The following is a 19986-nucleotide window of genomic DNA, read 5'->3' as shown; positions in this document are numbered from 1 at the left end:
TCCTGCTGCTGGCGGGGGAAGTCACCATGTTCCGGGACCGCCTTTCCACACTGGAGTTCTCCAGGCCGGCCGCTCCGTCGGAAGCCCTGGCACACGCAGGACGCGCCGACGACCTCGCCGATGCCGCAAGGGCGGTGAGGACTGAGATCGGCAAGGTCCGGATCTACGTGAGCCCCGCGGTAGAGGACGCGTACAGCCGTATCCGGCTTCTGGAGACCCAGGCGGCCCTCGCGGGCGAGCACCTGCGGCTGGTCCATGCCTACCTCGTCCAGGTGTCGCCCCAGGAGCGTGCCCACCGGCCCTACCCGCGCGGCAGGGTCCTCGACACCCTCCTCGAAGCCGGCCACCACCTGCAGGACGCGTCTCTGCTGACCTCGCTCGGTGCCTCCGACGCCCTTCGTGCCGTCACGGATCTCGCGGGCGCGCTACGCGCCCAGAAGCTGATCGACGGCAGGCCGCAGGCGATGTCGCCCACGCAGTACCAGGCGCTGCGCGCCATCGCGACCGGGCGTCTGAGCGTCGAAGTCTCCAGTGGCCGCGAGTGGGCGTGGATGAGGGACGCGTCGTTCTCGATGGCCACGGTCCGGTCCCTGGAGTCGCGGGGCTGGGTCCGCCGCGAGGCACGCCACCCCGTTCCCGGGGCACGCTCCGCCCGCCTTCACCTCACCGAGGCCGGCCGCGTTGCTCTCGCCTCCTGGCTCGGCCGTGTCCCCGTCGCCTCCCGCCCGGCCGCACTCGCCACCCGGGCAAGCCGGACGCCCGTCCGCTGAGCCGTACTCCCCCCCCGATCCGAAGGCAGCCCCCCATGTCCCGTCACCTCCCTCAGGCCCCCCATTACGAGGTCTGCCTGCAGATGCTGACCCTCGCGACGAAGGTCGCCCAGTGCTTCGACGTGCTCGACGACCGCTCGCTGGCTTCTCCGCAGGCGACCGGGCGGATCGCCCGGCAGGTCACGGCGGTCATCTCGCTCGCCGAGGACGCCGCGGCCGTCGGCACGGCCCATCTGGGCCTGCCGATGTCCCTCATTGACCACACCGACCACACGGTCGCCTCCCGGCTGGCCCAGCTCCAGGTGGTGGCGAAGGCGGCGGCCGAAGCCCTGCGGAGCGCCGCCGAGAGCACCGACCCCGCCTCGATGACCGCCGCGGACACCAGGCTGACCCATGTCCAGGCGGCCCGGGACCTGCTCGCCACCGCGGCCTCCGACCTCCTCGCCTGTGCCGAGCGCGTCGCCGCCGAGATGGAGCGCTACCGGAACAACTACGCCGTCCCCGAGGCCCACCACCAGATGACCGCCGACCAGTTCAGGGCCCTGAGGCTCATTGCGACCGGGGTCGTCTCGATCGACGAGGACGGCCAGCCCTGGGTGGGAATGGACAAGACCGCCGTCCACCCGAGCGCGATCCGCGCCCTCGACCAGCAGGGGCTCATCGAGCCCGTGCCCTGTGCGTCCTGGGCCGAGGAGATCCGCGTCCTGCCCAGCCCGATGGGACGGCTCGTCCTGGCAGTCACCCTCGGTCGGCCGGAGCACCCTGCCGCCGAGGCGCCGTCGGTGCCCAGCCCGCCGTCGGCCGGGCCCGTTGTCTCCGCGGCGAGAGCCCGCCGATGACTGCAGATCACCCGCAGGAAGCCGGTGCGGGATACGCCGGGCGGTCCCCCGGCGCGACCGTCTCCTTCATTGAGCAGCTCCTGTCCTTCGGGACGGACCACATCCTCCAGCACGACCTGCTGGCCTCACCGGCTCTCACCACCCCCAAGGGGGCCCCCGAGATCGCCGTCCGAGCCGCCACGGCGCTGTCCCTGGCCCGGCGCGCGCTGGACCTGCAGGAGAAGCTCGTCGGCCTGCCGCTCCACCAGGGCCAGACCTTCAGGTCGGTCCAGGCGCGGCTGCGGCAGCTCGCCATGCTCGCCACCGACTCCAGCGAGGCCCTGGCCAACGCCGCCGACGCCCTCGCCCCGGTCCGCGGGATCACGAGCCTGGAGGAGCTGGGCGCCCCGTGGGCGATGGAAGCCCGGCAGCTGGCCCGGGATGCTGTCGCCGCAGGCCGCGACTTCATGGCCTTCGGGGCGCAGGACTGCCTCGCCGCCGCGGAAGCGCTCGCCGCCGACCTACGGCAGCGGGGTTCCTGCCCCTCGAAGCGGCCCGCGGGCCTGTCGCCTGCTCAGCACGCCGGCCTGCGGGCCATCGCCCTCGGTCATGTCGCCGTGAGCGACGACAAGACGGTGCACCTGCACGGCGACAGCCGCCCTGTGGCTATCGCCACGATCCGCTCCCTGGAAGCACGCGGCCTGACCACCCGCGAGGTCTCCCCGCTCCACTGGTTCTGGTCCCGCTGCATCCCCACAGCAGACGGGCACCGCGCCCTCGCGGCCACGCTCACCGCGCCAGCCACCTTCCTGTCGGCGTCCGCCCCGGCCTCCCGGCCAAGCCGCCCGACCCCGCACACCACGAACCTCTGACCCCTGGCGAAACGCCGAGGTACACACCCACGGAGATTCCCTTGAACACCACCCTGGCACTCGCCCTCTACGACACAGCCAGCCGAATCGACCGCCTGCGTTTCCAGCTCCAGACGCTGCCGCCGGCACCCAAGACCCCGGCAGCGGACAGCGTCTCCGCACTCATCGTCGATCTGGTCACCATCACCATGGACGTGACCACCCACATCAAGAGCTGCTTGTCCGAGCTGTCCGCCGGCAACTCGCCGAAGACGGCGCTCAGGGCCTACAGCGGCGCGCTGGCGCCGCTGGGCGAGGCGCTGACAGAACTCGGCCGCATGCACGCCGAGATCGCTCACTGGAACTTCAGCGCCGACGCCACGCGCCAACTCGGCTCGATGGGGCAGGTACTTCCGTCCCAGCGCGTGATCGATGCGATATCCGGCTGCCGTGAGGCAGTCGACGAGATCCTCGACGCGACGGCCATCGACCTCCGGACCAGCGCGACCGAGCTGGCGTCCCCTCCCTCGCTTCTCCGGTCCGGCGCTCCCGCACGCACGCTCCCCGCCACCGGCCCCGCGCCGGCTTCGCCTCCCGCTGCCCTCCCCACAGCGAAACGTCGCTGACGCCACCGCGGCAAGCCCTGGCCCCGTCCACGCCCCTTCCTCGCCGAGCCCGCTCCCACCCCCAGGAGCCGCTTCTCCGCCCCCTCATCCAAGGATTTTCCAAATTTCCACCTCCCCCCAGTTCCGCGCTCTTTCCCTTGGCGCCGGCGTCCAGTCCAGCGCCCTGCTCGCCCTCTCCGCAGAAGGAATTCTCCCGAAAGTCGATTGCGCGATCTTCGCCGATACCGGATGGGAGCCCAGAAGCGTCTACGCACACCTTGACCGCCTCGAACAGGAAATCGCCACACCGGCCGGAATACCCATTCTCCGGGTCTCCTCCGGAAATATTCGCAACGATGCTCTGGACCCCGATCACCGCTTCGCTTCGATGCCGCTCTACATCCTCAACGCGGACGGCCGACCTGGGATGACCCGACGCCAGTGCAGCGGGGAGTACAAGGTCAAGCCCATCAAGAAGGAAGTCCGCAAGCTCCTCGGATACCCCTATCCGACGCGTGTCCCGAAGGGCGTCTTCATCGAGCAATGGATCGGGATATCCACCGACGAATTCCATCGCGCCAAGGACGCGGACGTGAAGTACATGCGCAACCGGCACCCGCTGATCGACATGGACTGGACGCGTTCCGACTGCATCCACTATCTCACCTCTCTCGGGCTCGCGGACACCCCGAAATCTAGTTGCCTGGGCTGCCCGTTCCACGGAAATGCCCAGTGGCGACAAATCCGTGACACCTCGCCCGACGAATGGGCGGATGTCGTCGAGTTCGACGCCGCTATCCGGAAAGGCAACGCCCGCGCCAACGCGACCGGCAACACCCTGCTGGGCCAAGCGTTCCTGCACCGCTCGCGCGTCCCCCTCGACCAGGCCCCGATCGACCACGTCACCAGGGCCGAGCGCGCCGCCCTCGACACCGCGGCGGAAGCCGAGGCCGACGCCGCCGAACTGGGCGTGATGAATGGCTGCTCGCCCTGGAGCTGCCGGGGGGACGAGCCGGAGCAGGACGACTTCGGACTCGCGTCGTGATCCCGCCGAAGGGGCTCGTGCTCGACCTGTTCGCCGGCCCCGGCGGCTGGAGCGTCCCCCTGCACCGCTTCGGGATCCGGGACGTCGGGCTGGAGTGGGACGAATGGGCGTGCCGGACGCGGGCGGCGGCCGGCCTGCTGACGATCCGCACCGACGTGGCCGCATATCCGGTGCACGTCTTCGCCGGCCGGGTCCGGGGGTTCATCGCCTCGCCCCCATGCCAGGCATGGAGCCGGGCGGGCAAACGGCTCGGGCTGCTCGACCAGGACCTCGTCCACCAGGCGGTCGCCGACCTCGCCGCCGGCCTCGACACCCGCACCAAGCTCCTAGCCGCCTGCCGGGACGAACGCTCCCTGCTCGCAGCCGAGCCGATGCGCTACCTCCACGCCCTGAACGCCGTCGGCGAGCCGGAGTGGGTGGCCATGGAAGAGGTGCCCGACGTGCTGCCGCTGTGGAAGCAGTACGCGCAGATCCTGAGGTCCTGGGGCTTCTCCGTGTGGTGCGGCATCCTCAACTCGGCAGACTACGGGGTGCCGCAGACCAGGCGGCGGGCGATCCTGGTCGCCTCCCGTGTCCGTACCGCCGAACCCCCGGCGCCGACCCATGCCGAGGTCGCCGAGCCCGAGAGCCTGTTCGGACCGGGCCGCACCCGCTGGGTGTCGATGGCGGAGGCTCTGGGCTGGGGGGCGACCGACCGGCCCGTCCCGACCGTCTGCGCCGGCGGCGGGCCCGGCGGCGGCCCCGAACCCTTCCCCTCCGGGGCCCGCAAGACCCTCGTCGCCGCCCGGGCGCGCGGAACCTGGACGGCTCCCCCAGCCGTCGAGGACGTCGTCCTCAGGCCCCAGACCCGCGGAGCGGGGTGGACCGCCCGTCACGGCGCCCGCGACGACAGCCCCGCCACCGGACCGGCCCCCACCTGCACCGGCAAGACCGGCCACTGGACGTGGTCCCTGCGCAGCAACAACCAGGCCAACGCCACCGTCCGGAGCGTTGACGAGCCGGCCGGGACGCTGTTCTTCGGGCACCGCGCCAACGAGTGCACCTGGATCGCCGCACCGGCCCCTGCCGGGAACGATGACGCTCCGACTCCGGCGTCGATCAGGATCACCGCAGCCGAAGCCGGAATCCTGCAGTCCTTCCCCGCCGACTACCCGTGGGCCGGGAACAAGGGACAGGTCTTCGGCCAGATCGGCAACGCCGTCCCCCCGAGACTGGCGGCGCACATCCTCGCCCCGCACCTCGACCGCACCCTCACCACCGACGACTTCACCCTGGCCGCTTGATGTCCCACAGCCCCGATCCCGACGAGGATGACCTCGGCACGACCCCTGCGCCGCACCCGGTGTTCCATGCCGAGCAAGCCCTCCTCGGCGCACTCCTCTTCGACCCACGCCTCTGCGGCGACGTGCCCGGAATCTCCGCCGACTCGTTCTCCACCGCCGCGCACGCCGCCCTGTTCACCGCCATCAGCACCCTGCCGCCGCCCGACCCTGCCGAACACGCGAAGAGCGCCGCATGGCTTCACCAGGTGCTCATGGCAGGCCAGGAACAGGCGCGCGGCCTGAGCGCCTCCTACCTGCACACCCTCATCCAGGTCTGTCCCTGGCCCCGGCACGCGCCGGCCTACGCGCGGATGGTCGAGGCCGAGCACGCCCGCCGCCGACTACGGGCCGCCGCCGACCGCCTCGTCCAGACGGTCCACGACGCTTCCCTGCCGGAGCCCGTCCAGGCGGTGCTCGCCGAGGCCGACGCGCTCACCGGGACTGTGGACGACATCGCCACACGCTTCCCGCCCCGCGCCGGCGTCCTGCCCCGCACCCCGGTGCCCCCGCCGGACACCGTGCCCGACCGCACCGAAGCGGCAGAGGAGGAACGGCTGCTCCTCGCCACCGCCACTGCCCGCCCCGCCGACATCGAGTCCGTCCGGTGGCTGCTTGCCGAGGACTTCACCCAGCCCCTGCACGCCGGCCTGTGGCAGTGCCTCACCGCCCTCGCCCGGCGGCACGAGCCCGTCGACCCCGTCACCGTCCTGTGGGAGGCACAGCAGCGCGGGCTGCTGCACGATGGAAGTGAGCCAAGCGGCGTACTCCGCCTCCTCGCCGAGCCCGCCGGGTCCGTCGGGCACTGGGGCCAGCGTGCCCTCACGCGCTCGCTCCTGGCCGCCGCCGACCAGACCGGCCGGCGCATCCAGGCGTACTCCGACGACCCGATGAACACACCGTTCCAGCTCGTCGCCGGTGCTCGCCGGGCCCTCGCCGACATCGGCGCCATCCGCACCCGCTGGCAGCACGCCACCGGGCACTCCCTCCCTCAGCCGGCGCGAGCCGCACGCGCCGGACCCGCGGCCCGCCGCGCCCTCGCCGTCTCGCCGCCGGCACGTCCCGTCGCCGCCGGCCGGACCCCCTGATCCTCGAAAGGCCCCCATGCCGTACGCCCCCGCCAACGCCCACATCCACTTCGCCCTGCACCCCGACCACCATCCCGCCGTCATCGCCACCACGACGGGCCCCACGGCCGACGCCGCCCGCTCCCACCTGCACGACCACGGATGGCGCAGCACCGGCCCGGCCACGATGGTCCTGGCCCGCATCGACTGCGACGAGCCCCACTACACCGCCCAGGCCGCCGAGCAGCTCCGGCGGTACGGCTTCACCACCGAGATCGACCCCGCCCTCCAGGAGGAGATCGACACCGAGTGGACCTGGGCGGACTACCCCATGCCCTGGTGCACCCGCGAGGAGATCCGCGAGGTCGGCGCCGCGGCCCAGCGCATCCACGACGACATCGCCGCCGGACACCTGACCATCCACCTGCACGCCCACGACGGCCACACCACCGTCGCCGTCGGCTCCTACAAGGAAGGCGTCCGGCGGCACGTACACCTCCACGGCGAGGACCACCTCCGGCAGGGGACCGACCTCACGTTCCCCACCGAAGCCGAGGCCGTCGCCGAGTTCCACCGCCTCTACGGCGTCGCCGTCCGCCCCGGCCCCGCCCCGCTCACCAGCCGAGAGCAGGCCGTCCGCCAGCTCCTCGCGGGCAAGCCCCCGTCCGCCGCCGAGGAGACCCCCGCGCCCGCGGCCGAACCGCCGATCGCGGAGCCCGGCGAGCACGAAGCATTCCTCGCCGCCCTCTTCGACGAGGACCGCCAGTGGGAGAAGTACCGCCCCTTCGACGAGACGACCATCGCCTCCCACGAATCCCTCACCGTACGAGTGGAGTTCGACCACGAAGCGCGCCACCGCACCGACGTCGCCTGGACGATCGCCGAGTACGACGGCCCCGTCGGCGAGCGCCTCTGGCACGCCACCCTCACCGCTGGCACCCCCGTCCCCCTGATCCACGCGATACTCCAGTACCTCGACGCCCCGCCGCTCAGCACGGCGGACCACCCGGACGACGTCCTCCGCAGCGCCGCCTGGCGCCCAGCGAGCCACCCCGCCCGCACCACCTGGACGGCGCCGGACCGAACCATCGTCTTCGAGTCCGCCCCGCACGCCGTGGCGGACCGATGGACGCTGTACGGCGGAGAGGACCTCGACCGGACGGCGTGGACCATCCGCCTCTCCGCCGGCGTTCCCCACGCCCTCCTGGCCGAGCTCGCCCAGACCGCCGCCGACCTGCTTCCGTCAACCACACGCCCGACCCCGAAGCCGCTTCCGGCGCCCGCCAGCTGGCTTCCCGCAGCCGTGCCTGCCCAGCGCGCCCGCGGTAGGTAACCGACCCCGACGGCTGCTGTCGTAGGGGGCTGCCTACTGAGGGCCAGGCACCCTGGGCTGTTGGGGACGCTCTGGTGACTCGCGCCCAAGGGAGGAGCTTTTTACCTCTGCTGCCCTCAATACAGACTGCACCTGTCTGAGCGCCGAAGGCGCGTCAGGGACCAAGCTGTCGATCCCTCGTCTGTACTTACGTCAACCTGTCAGAGCCCCTCAGTAGCCTTGGCTCATGAGGGCCAACGACTTTTTCCGAACGGTCATCACCGGCACTGGTGGCTGGGGAGAACCCCTAACGGCCTATGAGTTTGAGATGGAACTCGTGGAACGGCTACGCAAGGGACCTCTGGAAGGCACCTTGGACCGTGACGCGGCCGAGGGCTTGTCCACGCTGGTGCACTCGGAGCTGGAGCACTGCGGAACCGACAGCGGGCAGCGGCTCGACGATGAGGAGATCGCAGCTGCGATCATGTGCCTGAAGGCCATGCTTCGGCGGCTCGGTGTCGCATTCAACCCGCCTTTCCGGGACTTCCGAGGGTTCCATGGCTATTGGAGCGCCCAGGGGATGAGCGGCGGGGGCGGCTGGGCCGCGCGTCGGGGGTACCTGAACACGCTCTTCTCGCCGGTCTGGTTGGCCCTGGATGAACTGGAAGCGGCGGAGGACGAGGGCGTCGGCTTCCGTGGGGTCGACGGCGCACCCAAGAACATCATCTTCGCCTCCACTGGGTTCAAGCCCGAGATCGTCATGAGTCAGGTCATAGACGGGGCGATCGAGATCGTGGAGCACGAAGACAACTGTCTGGTCTACAACCGGCCGCTGACGGAGTCCGGACTGACGTGGGGGCAACTCGTCGACTGGTGGCGCGAGCGGAACGGCATGGGCGAGGCAGACGACCGTACCGCTGCTCGATCGCTGTATGAGCGGCTCAAGGAGTCCCTAGCCTCAGACGCTGAAAGGTTCGTCTTCCATGCCTTCGGCAGCCGATACGCCGGGCCCAACGCGATGGAGGAGCCTGCTCTGTTGCCGCAGGTGTATCTGCACTTCGATCCGCTCACAGAGCGACAGCGGCGGACCCTGAACAAACCCCGCCGGCTGGCCCGCGAGCGCATGGACTTTCTGCTCTTGCTGCCCGGCGGAGTGCGCATCGTGATCGAGGTCGACGGCAAGCACCACTACGGTCGGGAGGTTCCCCCTGGATCAGGGAACTGGGAGGCCGCCGCGGACCTCTACTCCGAGATGGTCGCGGAGGACCGTGCGCTCCGACTCAAGGGCTACGAGGTCTTCCGCTTCGGAGGGCGAGAGATACTTGAGGCCCGGGAGGATCTCACCTTCATCCGCCGATTCTTCAGAGATCTGGAGGCTCGATACTGGCCCGCGGCAAGGCCATGACCTTAGGCATTTCGACTCGGCGGCGACCAAGATCCCGGCGGCGCGTACCGCACCGGGTCCCGTAGATGGTCCGTGTCCTGGTGGTTCATCGCAACCTAGGCCACTGGCGACGACTCGACGGAGTGGTACGGACCCGCGTGTCCCACACAGTGAAGCCGCCCCGAGAGCCGGTCCAGCTCCCGGGCCGCCGCCGCGTCACCCTCGCGACTCCGGTATCGCCCGCTCACCGCTGGCCCCCTTCCGGCTGACGCGCTGAGCCGGCGAACTCGTCGTCCTCGACCGCCCCGCCCAGCCGCCATCCAGCCGGAGTCCCCGACGGGCGGCGGCACCGTATTTCGCACCGACGTTACCCCCGCGGGGCAGGGCATCTGGGACGTCCCCAACGCCCACACCCGCGAGTTCGTCGGCTTCATGGCCGACCGCGCCGCCGTCGAACGCTGGCGCCAGACCATGGTGCTGTACTTCGGCGAGGTCTCCGGGCCGCCCACCCCCGGCTGGCTCGGGCTGTCCCCCACCTGCCACGCCTGAACTACTCTCTGCCCCGATTCAGCCGCTGCGTGAATACGACGAGCCGGCTTCACGGCCCCTGCTGTGGACATCAGTGGCCAGCCCCTTGTATCAGCGGTTACCCATCCAGACGATCCGTCCGGCGAAGCTGCCTCGCTCGCCTGCCTTCGCAACGCGGATCGCTTCCAGCTGCTCCGGGCTGAGGCCGAGATCAGCGGCAAGCGCGAGCAGCACCCCCGCCACGTCGGCCAGCTCGCCGGGCGCAGCCCCTTCATCCGCGTCCAAGAGCTCCGCGACCTCCTAACGCAGCTTCTCCCGCAGCCGGGCCCGGTACTCCTCGGCCCCTGCGACGTAGGTAACCGGTTCAGCTCCCTCATTCCGGATGATCTGCGGGATCCGGTCCCGCACCAACTTGCCGTCTCCAGCGCTCGTCTCGGTGCCTGCCATCAGACCTTCCTCAGCTCAATGAGTGACCGCTGGGTGTCCGTCTGCCCTGAGGAGATGCGAACACGTGCGGCTGACCGTGTTGTTCCACTTCGCCCCGGCTGGCCGGACCGGGCTGAATGGATCACGTCATCCTGCCCACAGGATGCCGACCGCCGGGCGCGTTCTACCTTCGGCCATCACCCGTGCGGGTGACAGGGTGGCGGCCCGGCCCGTACCTCGGTCACGATGCCCGGATGCAGGATGACGAACCGCTGGAGGAGTGGGCTCCCGGCGCAATGCACGCCAGGCCGCCTCGAAGGGCAGGCGGCGCGCGGTGCCGCTCGGTGACGGCCCTCATCGTGGGGCCCACGTGGACCCCGAGGCCCCGAGAGCGATCGAGGAGTGGACCGGTAGCGAGTGGATGGTCGTCGGCGTCGTCGAGGACTTGGCTGCCGCGAAGGCCCTGTTGTATCCGCCGCCGCCCATGCAGGAGAAGCCCGCCGAGTGGGACCGGCCTGCCATGGACGAGGGACGCGGCCGGCACCGGAAGCCGTCCTCCGCTGAGGATCGGGACCAGTAGGTCCGAGGTGTGTCCCGGCCTCGCGTCCCTCGCTCATCTCGAAGCCGCCTTCGATTCCTCCCCCGACCTCGCTCGGTCGCAGCGCCTGACCCTCTGATGCGGATAGCTCCGCGTTACGGTCGAAGCGACCCGCAGGGCGTCGTTCCGGCGTCCGAGCCATCGCACCGAGGAGACCGACCGTTGGACACCGCCCCCCTGCCCACCGACGGGGACCTGTTCTGGCAGGAGCGCCGGACCTGCTTCCTGACCACCCTCCGGCCCGACGGCTCCCCGCACACCACCCCGGTCGGCGTCACCTACGACCCCGAGACGCGGATCGCCCGCGTCATCACCGACGGCGGCAACAAGAAGGTCCGCAACGTCTGCGCCGCCCTGGCCTCCGGGGGCGAAGCCCGCGTCAACGTCAGCCAGGCCGAAGGGCGGCGCTGGTCCACCCTCGAAGGCACCGCTGTCATCAAGGACGACCCCGCCGCCGTCGCCGACGCCGAGCGCCGCTACACCGAGCGGTACAAGACCCCGCGCGTGAACCCCAACCGGGTCGTCATCGAGATCACCGTCACCCGCGCCCTGGGGCCCACCAAGCCTTCCGGCTGGTGACCCCGCCCGGCCTCGGCGCGGGCGCAATATAGGCGAGGATCCCCGGTTTCCGAAACCGGGGATCCTGCGGAGGATGGACGACACCACCGCCACTCCCCGCCCCTCCGTCGAAAGGCGCCTCCCTCACCGAGATCCTCGCCCCACCAAGCGCTACGCCGCGGCGTACGACAGCCGGAACAGCTCCAGTGCCCGCTCCACGTCCTTCTCGGAGCGCAGCTGGACCTCCAGGTCGCCCGTGCCGTGATGGCCCAGCCCCGTCACGTCCCGGGTGAAGCCTGGCACGAGTTCCACCGCGGCCGGCGCGACCTTGAGGTACACCAGCAGCTTGTCCTGCCGCCCGGTGACGCAGGCGAAGTTCCGCAGCCGCTGGTACGCGTCGTACTGCTTGCGCTCGACCTTCGTCACGCCCTCGCCCAGCCCCAGCAGCGCCTCGTCGACCACGGCCGCCAGATCCGCCAAGGCGTCGGGCCGCCGACGCGGTGACGCGCCCCGCCCGCCACACAGGCTCTGCCGCCGCATCCCGCTGCCCTGGGCAGCGACCGACGCGACCGTCTCCAGCGCGATGTGGTGCTCGCCCAGCATCGTGTAGCGCACGAGGTCGATGGACCGGCGGTGCTCGCGCACGGCGTGCAGGTCGTAGCGCGTGAAGCCGCCGGCCACGCAGATCAGCCGTGGCGTGCTCCACAGAACGCCGGCAGCTGCCGCCTGCCCGAGCCGCTCGCGGACCAGGGCCTCGAACTCCTCTCGGTGGTCCATCAGCCAGGCCACGTAGAACAAGCCCTGCGACAGCACGCCGGGGTCGGTCGCCCGCTTGTACTCGACGATCACGGGCGAGCCGTTCTCATCGAGCCCGAGCGAGTCGATGCGCCCACGGTGGACGGGGCCGGTGCTGTACTCGGTGGCCAGGAAGCGGACCCCGAGCATGGGCTCCATCGCGCTCTCGACGAGCGCCTGCACATCAGCCTCAGCCTCAGCCAGCCACGGCGTGACCTCGGTCACGCCGTTTGCCGTGTCGAACAGTTTCAGGTCCAGCCACCCCCACTCGGCGATTGCCGAACGAAAACGTCGCGGAGGGTCGGGATTATTTCCCGATAGACACCCTCCGCCCCGTCGAACGGGGCTGGACTGACATATGGCCTTAAAAGGAACACCTAGACCCCTGGGACACCCTTGGGACCGCCGCACCCCTAACGGAATGTCAGGTAGACCGCCGGCCTGCGATACACGCAGACGGCCTCCACCAGCGGGTGCACTTCAAGGCTGCTGCAGCACCCTTCCACTGTCGGCATCTACTACTCCTCTGGGACTTTCAGCTCCAAGCGGTACCAGGATGAGAGAAGGGGGGGACGATTCCCCAGGTCGGACAGCTTGCGTCACGAGTCTGCGCACCTCACAGGGCTACCAAGCCCTGTCGGCACTGGACACGAGAGGCGGCCGGGCGGCAAGTGCCGTAGGTTGACTTCAACCTAGACCTTCTCGCCCACCCCGGTGCCGCGACCGGGAGACTGCTCAGGGGACGAGGACCAGGCGGACGGGGTCGCCGACCTTGTTCTCCAGGCGCGCGACCGCGTCCGCCGCCTCCGCCAGCGGCACGTGAGCTGTGATGGACGGGGCCAGGTCGATCCGTCCGGCGGAGACCAGACCGACGAGCTGTTCCACATGTTCCGGACCCGAGCCGTAGTGCCCCCGGACCTGGTTGATGTTGAAGCAGAAGTCGATGCTGCCGTCGATGGTGACCGGCTCTGGTGTGAGCCCGGCGAGGACGAGGGCGCCGAACGGGCCGAGCGTCGAAGCGGCCTGGGCACGGGCCGCCCCGACTCCCGCGAAGTCGAAGGCGACGTCGAGACCACGTCCGGCCGTCGCCCCACGAACCGCCTCCACGAAGTCCGGCGCGAGCGGGTCGAAGGTGAAGTCCGCACCGAAGGCAAGGGCCCTCGCGCGGGCCGACGGCAGCGGGTCGACCGCGATGATCGGAGCCGCGCCGACCATTCGGGCGAGTCGCACGGCGTGCGCCCCCAGGCCGCCCGCACCCCAGATGCCGACCGCCTGGGCCGGACGGACGGCACCCGTGTCGACGATCGCCGCGTACGGGGTGGAGACGGCATCAGGAATGATCGAGGCCTGGTCGAAGGGCAGGCCGTCCGGGATCGGGAACAGGGTGTCCTCGCGGGCGACGGCGTACTGGGCCCAGCCGCCGTCGTAATCCACGCCTCGCGTCAGCGGCTGCCGGCACATCATGCGGCTGAGGCAGCCCGCACACTCACCGCAGGCCTGCCCCGCCTGGAGCACCACCCTCTGCCCGAGGGTCCATGGGCCCCGCACATCAGGGCCGAGGCTGTGGATGACACCGGCCACTTCATGGCCGAGGGTGACCGCGCGCGCCTCCCTGACCGCGGCGACAGGGAAGAAGGGGCTGACGCTTCCATCGATCAAGTGGATGTCCGAGAGGCACACTCCCGCGGCCCGAACCTCGATCAGGACTTCTCCCGGACCGGGGGTCGGCAGGGGAACCTCCTCGACGGTGAACGCATGCGTGTCCAGCTGGAGCCGTCCGGCGAGCATGGTTTTCATCAGGGGCCCTCATCTCGTTCCGTGGAAAGGGGGTGAGTTTGGCGTCGGCCACCGATTCGTTCGAGTGACCATGTCACTTAACCATGTCGACAGGAGAGCGTTCCGTCAAGAACTACACAGCGCGACCACCTCGCGTGCGACCCTCGCGGATCCTGTGCGGCGCTCGACAGGGTCCCCCGACTTTGTCACTCGACAACGTCGTCTGTACATTGTTGACGACGCCTTATGGCGACCCATGACGCCCAGGGAAAGGCACGCTCATGAGTCACACGCCCGTCTCAGCGCTCCACGCGATTCCGGAACGTCCGGCGCTGCCGCTGGTTGGTCACGCCCTCGGCCTACCCGGAGGAGCCGACGGCCTCGTTCACCTGATGAAGGAGGTCAAAGAGCTAGGCCCCGTGTTCCGGGTCCGCACCTTCGGGACCGAGCTCATCGTGGTGGGCGGCCTGGACCTGGTGACGGAACTGTCGGACGAGAGCCGGTTCCGCAAGAACGTCAGCCGGGACCTGGCCGAAGTCCGGCAGATCGGCAGGGACGGCCTCTTCACCGCCTTCAATCATGAGCCCAACTGGCGCAAGGCACACGACATCCTGATGCCGGCGTTCTCGCTGGGGGCGATGCGCAGCTACCACCCGGCCATGCTCCGCGTGGCCCGCTCCCTCATCGCCAAGTGGGACCGGGTCGGCGGGGGCTCTGTGGACGTGCCCGAGGACATGACCCGGCTGACGTTCGACACCATCGGACTCTGCGGGTTCGGATTCGACTTCGAGTCCTTCCAGCGGCCTGAGCCGCATCCCTTCGTCAACGCCATGGCGCAGGCGCTTGCCTTCGCCCAGGGCAGGACCGAGGCCGTCCCGGGCATGGAACTGTTCCAGCGGAAGCAGGCCGAGCAGTTCCGCCGTGACAACAAGCTGATGAGGGACCTGGTCGACAAGGTCATTCGACAGCGCAAGGCGTCCGGCGACACGAGCACGGACGATCTGCTGGGTCGGATGCTTCACACTCCGGACCCGGTGACGGGCGCGGTGCTGGACGACGAGAACATCCGCAACCAGGTGATCACGTTTCTCATCGCCGGACACGAGACAACCAGTGGCGCCCTGTCCTTCGCCCTGTACTACCTGACCAAGCACCCCGAGGTGCTGGCTCGGGCCCAGGCCGAGGTGGACGCCCTGTGGGGGAACGCGGACAACCCGCAGGCCGAGTACGGGGACATCGGGAAGCTCTCCTACATACGCCAGGTGCTCAGCGAGAGCCTGCGGCTGTGGCCGACCGCACCCGGCTACGCGGTGGAACCCCTTGAGGACACCGTCATCGGCGGCAAGTACGCCGTGCGCAAGGGCGAAGCGCTGTCGATCCTCGCCCTGGCGCTGCACCGCGACCCCGCCTGGGGAGAGAACGTCGAGCTGTTCGACCCCGAGCGCTTCACTCCTGAAAGGGAGGCGGCACGCCCCGTCCACCTCTACAAGCCGTTCGGCAACGGGGAACGCGCCTGCATCGGAAGGCAGTTCGCCCTGCACGAGGCCACGCTGCTGCTCGGCCTGCTGGTGCACCGTTACCGGCTGATCGACCACACCGACTACCAGCTGAAGGTCAAGCAGCAGATCACCATTAAGCCCGACGGCTTCACCATCAAGCTCGCCCGCCGCACCGCCGCTGAGCGACGCCTGCCCGCCGTCGTCGCCGACAGTGCCCCCGGCGGCCGTCCCGTGGCCGCCTCCCGGCGGGCCACCGGCACCGCGCTGGGCTTTTTCCACGGCTCCAACCTGGGCACCTGCGCGGGCATCACCCGAGACCTGGCGGCGGACGGAGCGGATCACGGATTCGTCGCTTCCGTGGCCCCCCTCGACGATCTGGCCGGCCGGCTGAACGCCGCTAACGGCCCGGTGGTAATCGTCGCCGCCTCGTACAACGGCCGTCCCACCGACGACGCCGTCGAGTTCGTCACCAGGCTGGAAAGCCTGGAGCCCGGCTCCCTTGAAGGACTCCGGTACGCCGTCCTCGGTGTCGGCGACCGCAACTGGGCCGCCACGTACCAGCGGATCCCCACCCTGATCGACGAGCGCCTGTCCGCCGCCGGCGCCACCCCGCTCCTGGAGCGCGGCGCCGCCGACGCCTCAGGCGACTTCGCGGGCGCGGTGGACCGATGGACCGCCGACCTGTGGACCACCCTGCTCGACGCGTACGGCGAGGCCGTCGACGGTGCCGCCCCCGCCGGGACGGGCGAGGAGGAAGGGCAGGGCCTGTACGAACTGGAGGACACCTCGGAATCGGTTATCGGCGGCCTCGCGGACCGCCACGGCGTCCAGCCGATGGAGGTCCTCGAAGCGTACGAACTCGTCGACACCGACCACGCTCTCGGCCGCTCCAAGCGTTTCCTGAGGCTCCGCCTGCCGGAAGGCGTCACCTACCGCACCGCCGATCACCTGGCGGTCCTGCCGAGCAACCCCGACGTCCTCGTCCAGCGCGTCGCCACCCGCTTCGGCCTCGACCTGGACCGCACCGTCAGGCTGCGCGCCCGCCGACGAAGCCGCAACGCGCTGCCCGTCGACCGTCCGCTCACCCTGCGACGCCTGCTGACGGACTTCGTCGAACTCCAGGATCCTGCCACCCAGGAGCAGGTCGCCGTACTCGCGGAGCACACCAACTGCCCGCCCGAGTGGCGGCCGCTGGCCGAGCTCGCCGAAGTCGACGCCGAGACGTTCCGGGAGCGGGTCACTGTCGCCGGACGCAGCGTCCTCGACCTGATGGAGCAGTACCGCGCCTGCGAGCTGCCCTTCGAGGGCTTCCTGGAACTGCTGCCCGTGCTGCGTCCCCGCCACTACTCGGTCTCCTCGTCCGCCGCGGCCTCGCCCGGGGAGGTGGATCTCATGGTCTCGCTGCTCGCCGCGCCCCACCGCGCCGGGGAGGGCACCTTCCAGGGCGTCGCCTCGCATTACGTGCAGAACCTCAGGCCCGGTGACACCGTGCAGGCCCGGCTGCTGCCGTGCAGCGAGTCCTTCCGTCTTCCGGAGGACACCACCGTGCCGGTGATCCTGGTCAGCGCGGGTACTGGTGTCGCGCCCTTCCGGGGCGCTGTCCTCGAGCGGCACCACACCGGATCGACCGGCCCCCTGCTGTGCTACTTCGGCTGCGACCACCCCGACGTGGACTACCTGCACCGGGAAGAGTTCGAGGCGGCGGAGGCGGCCGGAGCCGTCAGCATGCGTCCCACCTTCATGCACGCCCCCGAGAACGGAGCCCGCTTCGTCCAGGACCGGATTGCCCGGGAGAGCGACGAGGTCTGGGCCGCCCTGGAGGCCGGTGGACGCGTCTACGTCTGCGGCGACGGTCGCCGCATGGCGCCCGCCGTGCGGGAGGCGTTCATGGCTGTCCATCGCGACCGGACCGGCGCGAGCGACGAAGAGGCGGTGGCCTGGTTGACGGGCCTCGTCGAGTCCGGCCGCTACGTCGAGGACGTCTGGGCGGGCTGACAGCATCCGGAGGCCCCCCCCGGGCGTGTTCGCCGGCGCGCCCAGGGGGTTCCCTTCTTTCCTCACTCCACCGGCACGTCCGTGAGCTCCAGTCGGCCTCCGGCGAGAGCCACCGTCGCGGACACCAGGGCCTGCAGGCCCACGCGTTCGGCGGCCTCGTCCGGCAGACAGATACGCTGCATCGTCAGCCCGTCGAAGCCCGAGAGGACGAAACGGGCGATCGTGTCCGCCGGCTGGGCCAGCTCGTGCCCGGTCCGTACCGCCGTCTCGGTGAGCAGCCGCGCGGTCACCTCTATCACGCGGCGGTAGTGCTCCTGCCGCGCCTCGCTCAGCCGGGGAGTGCGCAGAGCGAACATGGTCAGCTCGGTGAGAAGCTGCTGGTGCGCCGCGGGTTCATGCATGGCTCGCCACAGCGCGCCGGCCAGCGCGGCGATCGTCTCCTCGAACCCGGCGCCCTCGGGAGCCGCCCGCTCCACCTGCGCGATGAGGTCCTCGGTGATCTGGTCCATGACGGCCCGGTAGAGGTCCTCCTTCGTGCCGAAGGTGTAGTGCACCGTGGCCTGCGCCACCCCAAGCTCCGCGGCGATGGCGCGCGTGCTGCCGGCGGCCACGCCCTCCCTGGTCATGAGGTCGATGGCCGCCTTGATGAGCTGAGGGCGGCGTTCGGCCGCGGGAACGTGAGCCATGTCCGAATCATATCGGCGCGCGTCGTCGACTCAGTCAGTAGACCATGTCACATTTCGCACCGCCTGGAACCCGCCGCTCGCCGAGCAGCACCGGCCCAGGGCGGGTCTCGCCCTCGCACTCGACGGGTTCGCTCCGCGGAACGGGCACCCTCTGGTGGTCGAGGGTGGTCCGCTGGTCGTGCTGTGCGAGGGCACCGGCGGGCTTGACGCCTCAACGATCGCTACGCAACGCACTGAGAGCGGCGCGCGCCCCACCGATGGCCGATCACTGCCGTCCCGCTGGGCCGAGAAACGCGGCAGCGCAAACCGCGAAGGGCCCCGGGCAGCAAGATGAATCCGCTGAAGCCGTCGGGAATGTCGCCGCCCGGAGTCGTTGACCGAAGGCCGGCACTTCTTCTCATCGATGAAATGGACGCCGTCAGCCTGTATCTCTACGCCGCTGCCCGTATAGCGCACCCGTCCCGCGCCTTGGGCTCTCGCCGGCTTGAGGATCGTTTCCTTCGTATGAGCGAGGACCTTGCAGCACAGGGCGGTTACCGAGGACTCTCACAGGCGAGTGACACGCGGCCTTCAGAGGCCGGGAAAGTCGGCTTCAACGGCGGACCCGGCGGTGCTGCCCGTTTTCACCCGTCAGGGACGGCGGAGACGGCCCCCACGGCCTCCGAGGAGTCATGGGGGCGATCCCGGCCGACGCGGACGGTGTCGGCACCGCCGCCATCGGGCCCGCCGACACACTCTTCGACTCCCGACCCACCTCATTCTTGCGCATGCGCACTCAGGAATCCGACCAGGTTGAGGAACGCATACGCGCCGAGGACGTAGAAGAACACTCGCAAGGCGACGCCCTTCATCTTCCATCGCTCAACCGTCTGATCGGTTCGGTGATCATCGTTCATAGCAGCTTCCTTCCCGGGTGTAACCGGATAGCGGACCAGGCTGGCCCTTGGGGGCAGGCCGCCGCATTTGACAGCCAAGCCCCAGAGCAGCTTAGACTCAAAATTGATTCCACTTCGAATTACGCATCTCAGGCAGGTGTCGGGAGCGATCATGATGAGCAGTGAGGTATGTGGGACCACTCGCCATGTGCCCCTTGAGGGGTACTCCCGCCGAGCACGGACATGGCGGGAAGCGAGCTGGAGCCGAGTTCTCCGCGAGATCGCCGTCGGCAGCCTGATCATGCTCGTCCCCGTTCTCCTGCTGGGATTCTTCATCTCCTGGTGGGCCGGGGTCGCCATCCTCTGGGTGACCGCGACGATGGCCAGCCTCACCTCCGTCTTCTTCTCCCTCCGGGGGCATACGTTCGGATGCTCCCTGAAGAAGGGCCTGGTTCTGACCCTGGGCTGGTGGGAGCGGGTCTGAGAGGGCACGACGGTTGCCCGCGACATGACACTTCGATGGCCCACACTGAGGTTCGGGCCGAGGCGCGCGTCCGCGTCAGGCCATGCCCCGACCGCCGGCGAGAACCTCGTGCCGCCGAGCCGGCCGAGAATGAAGGCCGCCGGGACGAGGCCAGTGCCGGGCTGGGGAACCGGTACAAGCCGAAGGCCACCTCCGGCCACAGCACGTACACGGTCCCGGCGTCGACCGGGGAGAACAAGGCGGGACGGTGCAGAGCGCCGGCCCCCGTACACGGGCCACACCAGTCCCCGGTGGTTGAACCGCGACCACAAGAAGAAGTGGACGAGCGGATCCTCATTGCGGACCGGGTGCGGGAGAAGGCCACTCGTGCGGGCGATAGCCGCCGAGCTGGATCGCAGCCCGTCCAGAAGCAGCATGGATACCCGCGGCGGCCGAACGGACGCGACGCGCGGCCGGTGACACTACCGTCCGCTCGCGGCCGATGCCGGGGCTCATGCCCGCTGCCCCCTGAAACCCCGCAGGATCAGCTCGGATTCCGAGCCGCAAGACGCCTTCCAGGTGATGCTGGATGGGAAAGCGACGGGCCGATCGTCGG

19 protein-coding genes are annotated in these 19986 nt (G+C 70.0%); 13 read left to right on the top strand and 6 right to left on the bottom strand.

The features are described 5' to 3' along the window. Window positions 1–167 precede the first annotated feature (167 nt). The 9 genes from ABFY03_RS33255 (at window position 168) to ABFY03_RS33215 (ending at window position 9192) form a co-directional block, all read left to right on the top strand. Window positions 168–770 (top strand): hypothetical protein, encoded by a 603-nt coding sequence (locus ABFY03_RS33255; RefSeq protein ID WP_346171639.1) that lies wholly within the window; start codon window positions 168–170, stop codon window positions 768–770. Between the two features lie 35 nt (window positions 771–805). Further along, the gene (locus tag ABFY03_RS33250) at window positions 806–1609 is read left to right on the top strand and encodes a hypothetical protein (protein WP_346171638.1); all 804 of its coding nucleotides are present in this window, start codon (window positions 806–808) and stop codon (window positions 1607–1609) included. Next, window positions 1606–2460 carry a hypothetical protein gene (locus ABFY03_RS33245; RefSeq protein WP_346171637.1) on the top strand — a complete coding sequence of 285 codons (855 nt, stop codon included), beginning with the start codon at window positions 1606–1608 and terminating at the stop codon, window positions 2458–2460. Before ABFY03_RS33250 ends, ABFY03_RS33245 begins: the two co-directional genes overlap by 4 nt. A gap of 41 nt (window positions 2461–2501) precedes the next feature. Then, window positions 2502–3065, top strand: a complete 564-nt coding sequence (locus tag ABFY03_RS33240) for a hypothetical protein (protein WP_346171636.1) — start codon at window positions 2502–2504, stop codon at window positions 3063–3065. A gap of 163 nt (window positions 3066–3228) precedes the next feature. After that, window positions 3229–4089, top strand: a complete 861-nt coding sequence (locus ABFY03_RS33235; protein WP_346172338.1) for an adenine nucleotide alpha hydrolase family protein — start codon at window positions 3229–3231, stop codon at window positions 4087–4089. Beyond that, the gene (locus tag ABFY03_RS33230; RefSeq protein ID WP_346171635.1) at window positions 4086–5372 is read left to right on the top strand and encodes a DNA cytosine methyltransferase; all 1287 of its coding nucleotides are present in this window, start codon (window positions 4086–4088) and stop codon (window positions 5370–5372) included. The genes ABFY03_RS33235 and ABFY03_RS33230 overlap by 4 nt, the downstream gene beginning before the upstream one ends. Beyond that, window positions 5372–6496, top strand: a complete 1125-nt coding sequence (locus tag ABFY03_RS33225) for a DnaB-like helicase N-terminal domain-containing protein (RefSeq protein WP_346171634.1) — start codon at window positions 5372–5374, stop codon at window positions 6494–6496. The genes ABFY03_RS33230 and ABFY03_RS33225 overlap by 1 nt, the downstream gene beginning before the upstream one ends. A 16-nt stretch (window positions 6497–6512) precedes the next feature. Continuing rightward, the gene (locus ABFY03_RS33220) at window positions 6513–7808 is read left to right on the top strand and encodes a DUF317 domain-containing protein (protein WP_346171633.1); all 1296 of its coding nucleotides are present in this window, start codon (window positions 6513–6515) and stop codon (window positions 7806–7808) included. Between the two features lie 226 nt (window positions 7809–8034). Next, a complete protein-coding gene (locus ABFY03_RS33215) occupies window positions 8035–9192 on the top strand; it encodes a hypothetical protein (RefSeq protein ID WP_346171632.1) in 1158 nt (385 codons plus the stop codon). Window positions 9193–9810: 618 nt separating this feature from the next. Here ABFY03_RS33215 and ABFY03_RS33205 read toward each other — a convergent pair. Both ABFY03_RS33205 and ABFY03_RS33200 read right to left on the bottom strand, forming a co-directional pair. Continuing rightward, window positions 9811–9984, bottom strand: a complete 174-nt coding sequence (locus tag ABFY03_RS33205) for a hypothetical protein (protein ID WP_346171631.1) — start codon at window positions 9982–9984, stop codon at window positions 9811–9813. 15 nt (window positions 9985–9999) lie between these two features. Then, a complete protein-coding gene (locus tag ABFY03_RS33200; RefSeq protein ID WP_346171630.1) occupies window positions 10000–10146 on the bottom strand; it encodes a nucleoside triphosphate pyrophosphohydrolase family protein in 147 nt (48 codons plus the stop codon). Window positions 10147–10405: 259 nt separating this feature from the next. Between ABFY03_RS33200 and ABFY03_RS33195 the strand changes: the two genes are divergently transcribed. Next, the gene (locus tag ABFY03_RS33195) at window positions 10406–10705 is read left to right on the top strand and encodes a DUF6087 family protein (protein ID WP_346171629.1); all 300 of its coding nucleotides are present in this window, start codon (window positions 10406–10408) and stop codon (window positions 10703–10705) included. Window positions 10706–10885: 180 nt separating this feature from the next. Further along, complete coding sequence (locus ABFY03_RS33190; protein ID WP_346171628.1) at window positions 10886–11302, top strand: TIGR03618 family F420-dependent PPOX class oxidoreductase; 417 nt, start codon at window positions 10886–10888, stop codon at window positions 11300–11302. A gap of 150 nt (window positions 11303–11452) precedes the next feature. Here ABFY03_RS33190 and ABFY03_RS33185 read toward each other — a convergent pair whose 3' ends face one another. After that, complete coding sequence (locus ABFY03_RS33185) at window positions 11453–12301, bottom strand: DUF5655 domain-containing protein (protein ID WP_346171627.1); 849 nt, start codon at window positions 12299–12301, stop codon at window positions 11453–11455. A 510-nt stretch (window positions 12302–12811) separates the two neighbouring features. Continuing rightward, complete coding sequence (locus ABFY03_RS33180) at window positions 12812–13873, bottom strand: zinc-binding dehydrogenase (RefSeq protein ID WP_346171626.1); 1062 nt, start codon at window positions 13871–13873, stop codon at window positions 12812–12814. Between the two features lie 260 nt (window positions 13874–14133). On the opposite strand from ABFY03_RS33180, the gene ABFY03_RS33175 reads away from it, so the two are divergent. Continuing rightward, window positions 14134–17346 (top strand): bifunctional cytochrome P450/NADPH--P450 reductase, encoded by a 3213-nt coding sequence (locus tag ABFY03_RS33175; RefSeq protein WP_346171625.1) that lies wholly within the window; start codon window positions 14134–14136, stop codon window positions 17344–17346. A gap of 62 nt (window positions 17347–17408) precedes the next feature. On the opposite strand, the gene ABFY03_RS33170 is transcribed toward ABFY03_RS33175, so the two are convergent. Both ABFY03_RS33170 and ABFY03_RS33165 read right to left on the bottom strand, forming a co-directional pair. Beyond that, window positions 17409–18032, bottom strand: a complete 624-nt coding sequence (locus ABFY03_RS33170) for a TetR/AcrR family transcriptional regulator (RefSeq protein ID WP_346171624.1) — start codon at window positions 18030–18032, stop codon at window positions 17409–17411. 755 nt (window positions 18033–18787) lie between these two features. Then, a complete protein-coding gene (locus ABFY03_RS33165; RefSeq protein WP_346171623.1) occupies window positions 18788–18928 on the bottom strand; it encodes a hypothetical protein in 141 nt (46 codons plus the stop codon). Between the two features lie 280 nt (window positions 18929–19208). Here ABFY03_RS33165 and ABFY03_RS33160 point away from each other — a divergent pair, with 280 nt between their 5' ends. After that, complete coding sequence (locus tag ABFY03_RS33160; protein WP_346171622.1) at window positions 19209–19391, top strand: hypothetical protein; 183 nt, start codon at window positions 19209–19211, stop codon at window positions 19389–19391. Window positions 19392–19986: the final 595 nt, after the last annotated feature.

It is taken from the genome of Streptomyces roseofulvus (genome assembly GCF_039534915.1).
In the GTDB taxonomy this organism is placed as follows: Bacteria; Actinomycetota; Actinomycetes; order Streptomycetales; family Streptomycetaceae; genus Streptomyces; species Streptomyces roseofulvus.
The sequence above is the reverse complement of the archived record's forward strand: the minus strand, read 5'-3'. Positions and strand labels throughout refer to the sequence as shown.